The sequence below is a fragment of the uncultured Veillonella sp. genome, assembly GCF_938010505.1.
Lineage (GTDB): Bacteria > Bacillota > Negativicutes > Veillonellales > Veillonellaceae > Veillonella.
In genome coordinates, this window is sequence record NZ_CALLVP010000064.1 from 1 (window position 1) to 9,463 (window position 9,463).

The 9,463-nt window shown below is 41.4% G+C and carries 7 protein-coding genes; all 7 read left to right on the top strand.

What is annotated here, in order from left to right; all coding sequences use genetic code 11:
- Positions 1-54: 54 nt before the first annotated feature.
- Positions 55-2,121, top strand: a complete 2,067-nt coding sequence (gene fusA, locus Q0507_RS03455; RefSeq protein WP_298712459.1) for an elongation factor G — start codon at positions 55-57, stop codon at positions 2,119-2,121.
- A gap of 283 nt (positions 2,122-2,404) precedes the next feature.
- A complete protein-coding gene (locus tag Q0507_RS03460) occupies positions 2,405-2,881 on the top strand; it encodes a YhcH/YjgK/YiaL family protein (protein WP_298712462.1) in 477 nt (158 codons plus the stop codon).
- A gap of 1 nt (position 2,882) precedes the next feature.
- Positions 2,883-3,779, top strand: coding sequence for a DMT family transporter (locus Q0507_RS03465; protein WP_298712464.1), 897 nt, complete (start codon positions 2,883-2,885; stop codon positions 3,777-3,779).
- Between the two features lie 164 nt (positions 3,780-3,943).
- Positions 3,944-4,885: a DMT family transporter gene (locus Q0507_RS03470; protein WP_298712467.1), complete on the top strand. Its 942-nt coding sequence runs from the start codon at positions 3,944-3,946 to the stop codon at positions 4,883-4,885.
- Between the two features lie 335 nt (positions 4,886-5,220).
- Complete coding sequence (locus tag Q0507_RS03475) at positions 5,221-6,516, top strand: amidohydrolase (RefSeq protein ID WP_298712470.1); 1,296 nt, start codon at positions 5,221-5,223, stop codon at positions 6,514-6,516.
- Between the two features lie 195 nt (positions 6,517-6,711).
- A complete protein-coding gene (locus tag Q0507_RS03480; protein ID WP_298712473.1) occupies positions 6,712-7,956 on the top strand; it encodes a M20 family metallo-hydrolase in 1,245 nt (414 codons plus the stop codon).
- 222 nt (positions 7,957-8,178) lie between these two features.
- Positions 8,179-9,432 (top strand): C4-dicarboxylate transporter DcuC, encoded by a 1,254-nt coding sequence (dcuC, locus tag Q0507_RS03485; RefSeq protein ID WP_298712476.1) that lies wholly within the window; start codon positions 8,179-8,181, stop codon positions 9,430-9,432.
- The last annotated feature ends 31 nt before the right edge of the window (positions 9,433-9,463 follow it).

The following is a 9,463-nucleotide window of genomic DNA, read 5'->3' on the forward strand; positions in this document are numbered from 1 at the left end:
TAGTGTCGAAATGTATTAGCAAAGCCGTAATTTGCCAGTAAGGAGGCGATTCCAATGAAAGAGTACAGTAGTGATAAAATTAGAAACGTTGCTGTTGTTTCCCACGATGGTGCGGGCAAAACAGCTCTTGTTGAATCCTTGTTGTTAACCTCTGGTGCGGTTGATTTCGTAGGTAAAGGTCAAGATAATAAACATATTATGGACTTTGAGCCGGAAGAAATTAAACGTAATGTAACTATTCAATTGGGTATGGCGCCATGTGAGTGGCATGACCATAAGGTTAACTTCGTTGACACTCCAGGTTACAACGAATTCCATGGCGAAGTTCGTGCCGCTTTGCGTGCGTGCGATGGCATGTTGATGGTGCTCTCCTCCACATCTGGTGTAGAAACTGACACAGTTCGCGCATGGGATTATGCAGTGGAATTACAAATGCCTCGCATGGCATTTATCAATAAAATGGATGTCGATGGTGCTGATTTCTTCGGTACTATTGAAAGAATGCGGGAATTATTTGGCAAAGGCATTATGCCGTTGCAGATTCCTATCGGTGAAGGCGCCGATTTTGAAGGCGTTGTAGACGTAGCAAAAATGACTGCGTTTACTTATAAGGACGGCCAACCAACAGAGGTCGCTGTACCAGCTCACCTTATCGAAAAGGCTCAAGAAATTCGGGAAATGACCGTAGAAGCCGCGGCTGAAGGTAGCGATGAGTTGTTGGAAAAATATTTAGAAGGCGAAGAATTATCCTTAGAGGAAATCCGCCAAGGCTTGCGTGAAGGGATGATTAGTGGCCGTGTGTGCCCAATCATGTGTGGCAGTGCCACATCTCGTATTGGCTTAGATCAAGTATTGGATCGTATGATCCGCTACATGCCGGATGCAACTAAAAAAGTGATGACCGCAACTGATGCGGAAACCGGCGAACAACGTGCAATACACGTAGATAAACCATTAACTGCTTTCGTATTCAAAACGTTGTTAGACCCATTCGCAGGCAAACAAAGCTTTGTACGTATCTTCTCTGGTGAACTGAAAGAAGGCGATCGCCTTTATGATGTAAACCAAGGTGTAGAAGAAAAATGGGGCAAGATGGTTACCCTTATTGGGAAGCAACAAATCCCTGTATCTGCTGCAAAAGCTGGCGATATCGTAGTGATACCGAAATTGGCCAATGCTAAGACCGGCGATACATTAACGGCTCCTGACTTTAAGGTGACATACGATGCTATCCGTTTCCCTCAACCTCTATACACTGTGGCTATGGAGCCAGTGAAAAAAGGTGAGGAGGAAAAATTAGCGAGTGCTGTTCTTAAAGTGGCAGAAGAAGATCCTACTTGTGTAGTAGTGAAAAATGCTGAAGCTCGCCAATTACAAATCGATTGTATGGGCGAAGTACATCTTGAGCATATCCTCAACAAAATGGACCGTAAATACGGCGTACAAGCTAAACTTGTGACTCCATATATTCCGTACCGCGAAACTATCAAAGGCTCCGCTGAAACCGAGTCTAAATATAAGAAACAAAGTGGCGGTCATGGTCAATATGGTCACGTTAAGATTCAAGTGGATCCATTATATGATGGTAGCGAATTTGCATTCGTAGACAAAATTTTTGGTGGTGCTGTACCTAAACAATACATACCAGCAGTGGAAAAGGGTGCCAAAGAAACCCTAGATAAAGGCCTAATTGCAGGATATCCTATGATTGGCGTGCAAGTGACACTCTTGGATGGATCTTACCACAGCGTAGACTCCTCAGAGTTAGCATTTAAAGTAGCTACGTCACAGGCTATCAAGGATGTGATCCCTAAGGCGAAACCAGTCCTATTAGAACCAATCTATGAAGTTAACGTGTTTGCACCAGATGCTTTCATGGGCGATATCATGGGTGATTTGAATAGTCGTCGAGGTCGTGTATTGGGCATGGAACAAAGTGAAAGAACAGGTATTTCTGTTGTTAAAGCACAAGTACCATTGGCTGAAATAGCCGATTATGTGACTGCATTGCGCTCTATCACACAAGGACAAGGTGTATTTAACCGTCAGTTCTATACATATGAAGAGGTTCCACATAAGCAAGCGGAAGAAATTATCGCTGCTCATAAAACTCAAGAATAAAGTAATGGCCACATGCTGTATTTAATACAGTTTGAATCTTTACAACTGAATAGACAATTGCATACTGTAACAACTTAATAATGTAACAATTTAATAGCGTAATGATTGACGAAAGTCATAAATTTGAATAGTATTTTACTGAAGCCCTCCATATATGTAGCGTATGGAGGGCTTTTACATAAGAGAATAGCTAGTTCTTTATGTATATATGTGCTAACATAAAAGGTAATATAATAGTTTCCATGTGGTGACCATATCCATAGATATTGTGAAAGGATTGCATATGTTTTTCTCAAGCATTACCGCAGATTATACAAAAATGGGTTATCCTAAAGCCATCGTGCGCGCTTTGGATTTCTTGAAACATGCAGATTTGAAAGCTTTGGCTGGGGGGCGTCATGCCATTGAGGGCGACATGATGTACGCCAACGTAGACGATGTAGAAACAAAACTATTTGAAACTACAAAACCGGAATCTCATCGTAATTATGTAGATATTCAATTTATGGTGAGCGGAGAGGAAAATATGGGCTTTTTCGTAGATAAAGGCCTGGTAAAACCTGTGGAGTCCTATCCTGATCGAGATTGCTATTTCTATCCTAATGAGGCCGTTGATGAAGGGCAGATTCATTGCCCAGAAGGGTACTACACTGTATTCTTCCCTTCTGATGTTCATCGGCCCTTGCTTGCTGTAAACGATAAACCTATCAAAATCCGTAAGGTGGTTGTGAAAGTTCACGTATCTTTGCTCGGTGAGTAGTATGAAACAATATGAAGTTATTGGTGTTATTATAACTCTATTGGGGGCTGTTTTATGGGGTGTATCAGGTGCATCTGTACAGTTCTTAAGCAATTTTAGAAATATGAATTTGGAATGGCTAGTAACTATGCGATTGATTACAGCAGGTTTACTAACTGTTATTTATGCATGGTTTAGATTTGGAAATTCTATCTTTAATGTATTTCATAGTGTAAAAGATACGCTAGGACTCATTGTTTTTGGCGTATTTGGTATGGCCTTATGCCAATATACATATTTTAAATCGATTGCTTTAGCTGGAGCTGGCATTGCAACGGTATTGCAATATCTGGCGCCATCTATGATTATTATTTACCTGCTAGCTCGTTATGGTAAACGACCGTCTAAGGGCGAGATTGTTTCTGTTATACTTGCTTTAGTAGGGACTATTTGTTTGATGGGCAATGATGATGGCCTTTCTATTGAAAGCTTTCCTTTAATGGTTCTCGTATGGGGGCTTTTATCTGCTGTCGGTGTAGCCATATATAGCATTTCTCCTGTTGATTTACTCTATAAATATGGTACATTACCTATTGTAGGCTTTGGGATGCTCATTAGCGGTATTATTGCGGCTATACTATTCCATCAACCAAACTCTTATGCGGTTTGGGATGTATGGACAGTGATTGGTTGTTTCAATGTTATATTCCTTGGCACGATAGTATCTTTTAATGCCTATTTAGAAGGGGTTAAAAGAATTGGGGCAGTACCGGGGTCTATTTTGTCATCTATTGAGCCTATTTCGGCGGCTTTCTTTAGCTGGGCTTTTTTAGGAAATGAATTTAGTCTCTTGGGTTTAATCGGTATGGCTATGATCATTTCCACCGTTGTTATTATTGCTTTAGAGAAACGTAAATAAATAATACTTACTCTAAAACTAGTTTATAAATTTAATCTATAAAATTAGTCTATAAAATAAATCTATAAATTTAATCTATGAGGTTTCGCTTCTGCGTATTGCAGTAGTGGGACCTCTTTGATATTATGTATATATTGTGAAATTTTTCGTAATGGGAGGAACACATGGAGGAAAAGCAATGGAAAGGCATGGGCCTAGCCATTATGGGAGCTTTGTTTTGGGGACTTTCAGGTACATCTGTTCAATTTCTTGAAAGTGCAAAGCATATTAATGTAGAGTGGTTACTAGAGGTGCGTTTGCTCGTAGCAGGGATATTAACCATTGGCCTTGCCTATCTACGAGATGGAAAGCGTATTTTTTCTATTTTTAAAGAGCCAAAAGATATTGGGAAGCTATTGATATTTGGCGTACTTGGAATCGCTTTGGCTCAATATACATACTTTAGAGCCATCGCCATTTCAGGGGTAGGGGTTGCTACAGTGCTTCAATACGTAGCGCCGACGATGATTATTATTTATTTATTCTTGCGGTATTTAAAAAAGCCATCTACGCCGGAGCTGTTTTGTATACTACTTGCTTTGGTGGGGACGATCTGTATTGTCATGCAAGAGGGTTTAGATATCTCATCCTTTAATGAAAAGGTCTTGTTCTGGGGGCTCGTATCGGCTGCTAGCATTTGTGTATATACATTACAGCCTATTGAACTGTTAAAAACATATGGCACCACCGCTATTGTAGGTTTTGCTATGTTTATCTGTGGCATCTTATCTGTTATCATGTTCCAACAATTTGATTCGGAAGCTATCGTGGATGAAATGACTTTGTTAGGTCTCTTTGCGATTATTATTTTGGGCACCGTGGTATCCTTTAATGCCTATATGGAAGGGATAAGGCTCATTGGCGCCGTACAAGGATCTATTCTTTCATCTTTAGAGCCAATCTCTGCCGCTTTGTTCGGCTGGGCGCTCCTAGGGAATGAGTTTACTGTCATCGGTATTTTCGGTATGATATGTATCCTTGCCACCGTATTCATCATCGCATGGGATAGACAACGAACTATTAAACGAGAAGTACTGGCAAAACTAAATAAAATAGAAATTGTTTAGTCTATCAAATTCTAGAATCGTAACTTACAAATGTTGAGAAGTATATTCTATGAATTGTTAAAGGTGACTCTATAAAACCTATATTTTTATGGCTATTATGTATTGTCATAGAAGTATAGGTTTTTGTTATTTTATAGATTTAGCCTATTGGTTTTATACTAGATGAGTGAGATTAGTGACTAGGATCTAGAGTCTTATTACTAGTGACCTCTAAACCATTAATTACTTTGTGGCTCATAGATTATATTGTATACATGCGCCCTTTGGTTGACTATTTACATATCAATTCATATAGTAAATGTATACGTGATTATTAGTTTGTTAAGGAGGTATTTATGTCTGTAAAAGATTTTGTGCAACAACGACGCGATGCGTTAATCGCTATGCGTCGCGACTTTCATATGTACCCTGAGCCTGCTTGGCTTGAGTATCGATCTGCTACGAAGGTGGCGGATACGCTTATTTCTTTGGGCTATGATGTGGCGTTAGGAGCAGATGTACTCGATTTAGATTCTCGCATGGGATTGCCTAGCGATGAGGTTATGAAAGCTGCTATGGATCGCGCCATCGAAGAAGGTGCCAATCCTGAACTTGTAGAAAAAATGGGCTATGGCAAAACGGCTATTGTCGCAACTATGAAGTTCGGTGGCGAAGGTCCCGTAGTAGCATTTCGTGTAGATATGGACTCCAATGATGTCATTGAAGCTAAAGATGATAACCATCTGCCTGTAAAGGAAGGCTTCCGTTCTTGTCATGATAAGGCGATGCATGCCTGTGGTCATGATGCACATATGACGATGGGGTTAGGTCTTGCCGAATACTTGGCTACTCACAAGGATGAATTCAAAGGAACTATTAAACTCATTTTCCAACCAGCAGAGGAAGGCGTGCGCGGTGCTAAAGCGATGGCGGAAGCGGGCGTTGTGGATGATGTAGATTTGATGTTCGGCATGCATATTGGGTTTAACGAAAATCTATCCAATTGTTTTGCATGTAGCGATCATGGCTTCCTAGCTACAACAAAACTTGATGCGGTGTTCCGCGGTTATTCTGCTCATGCTGGGGGCTCTCCAGAAAAAGCACAAAATGCAATGCTCGCTGGGTGTACAGCGGTGCTTAACTTACAAGCCATCGCTCGCCATAGCCAAGGGGCTTCTCGCATGAATGTAGGTGTTTTTGAAAGCGGTACAGGCCGCAATGTGACGCCTGATGTGGCAGTTCTTAAACTAGAAACTCGTGGTGCCACTACAGACATCAATGACTACATGATTGAACGAGCAAAGACTATCATTAAAAGTGCTGCAGAAATGCACGATTGTACCTTTGAAATCACAAAACAAGGAGAAACTCCTGCAGGTCGCATCAGCGATGATTTAGCTCGTGAGGTGCAAGCTATCGTGGAGCCATTTGGTATTTTTAAAGAGGTTCCATTCGATTACAGCGGTGGCGGTAGTGAAGATTGTGCGTACTTCTTGAACCGTGTCATTGATCGCGGCGGTAGAGCAACCTACATGGTAGTAGGCTCTGCTATTAAAGCGCCACATCACAATCCACTCTTTGATATCGATGAAGAAGATATGTTAAACGGTATCGTCGCGTTAGGGACCATTGCGGCTCACTATTTAAAATAAGATTTATTGACTGATAAGTTAATTTCTAAATAGTGATTCGATTTATCTATGATGTAGCTTATAGTTATTCTGTAGCTCACGGTTATTCTGTAGTACTAGTAGTATGGATATGGTATGCAATTGCAAATATGTATGATATTCAATTGATACCATATGGTTTGTCGGTAATTGATGTATTCGATTGTGAGGTGTTATATGATTCAACGAGAGCGATTAGTTAAAGATTTTGATGCTATGGCCCAATTGACAGCACCTGGTGAGGGCATTAATCGCCTTGCTTTCACCGATGCAGACTGGGAAGGGCGTCAATATATTATAGATCGCATGATTGATGCGGGTTTATCCGTTGAAATAGACGATTTTGGTAATGTCATTGGCTATAAGATTGGTAAGAAACCAGATTTACCAGTTGTCATGGTAGGGTCTCATACAGATAGCGTACCCAATGGAGGCAATTACGATGGTGTGGTGGGCGTGTTATCTGCCATTGAAGTAATTCGTAGCATGGCTGACGATGGTTATGAACATGACCATACCATCGCTGTGGTATCCTTCATGTGTGAAGAGTCCGGTCGCTTTGGGGATGCTACACTAGGTAGTAAGGCCATGCGTGGTGAATTAAGATTACAAGACTTACACCGATTGGTAGATAAACAAGGAATTTCCTTATACGAAGCATTGAAAGGTCGCAACTTAAATCCCGATGGGATTGAAGAAATGGAATATAAACGACCTGTAAAGTCTTTCACAGAAATTCATATAGAACAAGGCAAGGTGCTGGAGCACGAACAGAAATCGATTGGCATTGTGACTGGTATTGCTGCGCCAGAGCGATTCTATGTGACCATTCGGGGTAATGCCGATCATAGTGGCGCTACGCCGATGAACTTGCGTCATGATGCCCTATGTGGAGCCTCAAAAATCATCCTCGGCATCGAGGAGATTGCATCCATGCAAGAGGAGCCACCCGTGGTGGGTACTGTCGGCGTTGTGGAAGTTATGCCAGGGGCGATGAATGTTATCCCTGGAGCTGTGAAGCTAGGGGTAGATATTCGCAGCATATCTAAGGTAGCTCGCAATTCTGTAGTCACTCTCATTAAGGAATTTATCGATATTACTGCAGAAAAACGGGGATTATTTTATACAATTGAAACAATTGCACAGGACCATCCAGTGGAGATGCACCCTGCGATGATTCGAGAAATCGAAGAGGCTGTTAAGTCTGTAGGTGTAGAATATATGACTATGCCGAGCGGTGCCGGTCATGATGCGATGCATTGGGCGGAGGCAGTTCCTACGGGAATGATTTTTATTCCATGTCGTGACGGCATCAGTCATAATCCTGCAGAATTTGCTGAAATGGATGATATCGTAACGGGTGCAGAGGTACTTGATAAGGTGCTTAGAAAACTTAGCTTGGAAGAAACAAAGCTTGTTTAATATACTTCTTTATGTAGTTATGTAGATAAGTAGTTATATAGTTATATGATTATACTGTATATAATTAAGTGATTACTTTTACTATTGTTAGGCCTATTAGGTGTAAGACATAGATAGGACTATTGTATTTTGTATTTAGTGTTGTTAGTTGTGTATTGGGTGTAAAGTGTTTATAGAGGGGATATAGCTATCTTGCATCCTATGTACACGGATAGGAGAGTTATGGTTATTACAGGTATTGTTATCGTAGTAGCGACGTTTATCGCTATTATTAAACAGTTTGAAACACGGCTCGTTTTATTATTATCGGGATTATTGATGTGCTTTATTGGGGGCAATCTTGGAGCTGGTACGACAGCCTTTGTAAAAGAACTTACAAATCCAGGTCTTGTACCGACTATCTGTACGGTACTTGGCTTTAGCTACGTTATGGAATATACAAAATGTACGGAGCATATGGTGTATTTCATTTCCGCAGGGCTTAAAAAGATGACTAAAATCATCATCCCAGGTGCCGTTATTATTACATTCTTAATTAATATTGCATTGCCAACAGCGGCAGGTTGTGCCGCTGCCGTAGGTGCGCTATTGATTCCGGCTTTAATTCGTTCTGGTGTGCACCCAGCGATGGCTGGTTCTGCTATCTTCTTAGGTACATGGGGGAGCTCCTTGAGCCCAGGGCTTATGTTCAACCCTCAAGTAGCGCAACTGGCGGGGGTAGACGTAATGACAGTTATTGCGAGCTTCTCCATGCAAGCAATTATCGGTATCGTAGTGGCCGCTATTTTGCTTAATATCGTTGCTATCGTTAAGAAGGAGCATACAGGGTATGTGATGAAAAATGATACTGCAGAGGAAAGTAAAGAGTTTAAGGTAAATTACTTCTATGCTATTATCCCTATCATTCCACTTGTTATGCTTGTACTCGGTAGTAAACAAGTAGCGGTGATTCCAGAAGTTTCCGTTCCCGTTTCCATGCTCATCGGTACAGCTATTGGTATTGTTGCAGTTCGTCCTAATGTGACAGACGCTGTTAAGAAGTTTTTCCGCGGTACTGGGGATGGTATGTGTGATGTCGTTGGCCTTATGGCTGCAGCAGCATGCTTCACAGCAGGGATGCAACTCATCGGGCTTACTAGTGCCCTTATTGATGGCATGAAGAATTCTCAACAAATCGCCCAAATAGGGGCAGCCTTTGGTCCGTTCTTATTGGCTGTTATCTCTGGTTCTGGTAATGCGGCAGCTCTTGCCTTTAACGGTGCTGTAACACCTCATGCAGCAGACTTTGGTTTTGGTATTATGCAACTTGGATCCATGGCTCAAATCGGTGCTGGTATCGGTCGAAGCATGAGTCCTGTAGCAGGAGCAGGTATCATCATTGCGGGACTTGCAGGTATCAACCCTATGGAGATGGCGAAACGCAATGCCGTACCTTGTATTATTGCAACCGTAGTCATTATGCTATTGTTACTCTAGTTCAATAAAACTATATTGTAAAAGAAAACCC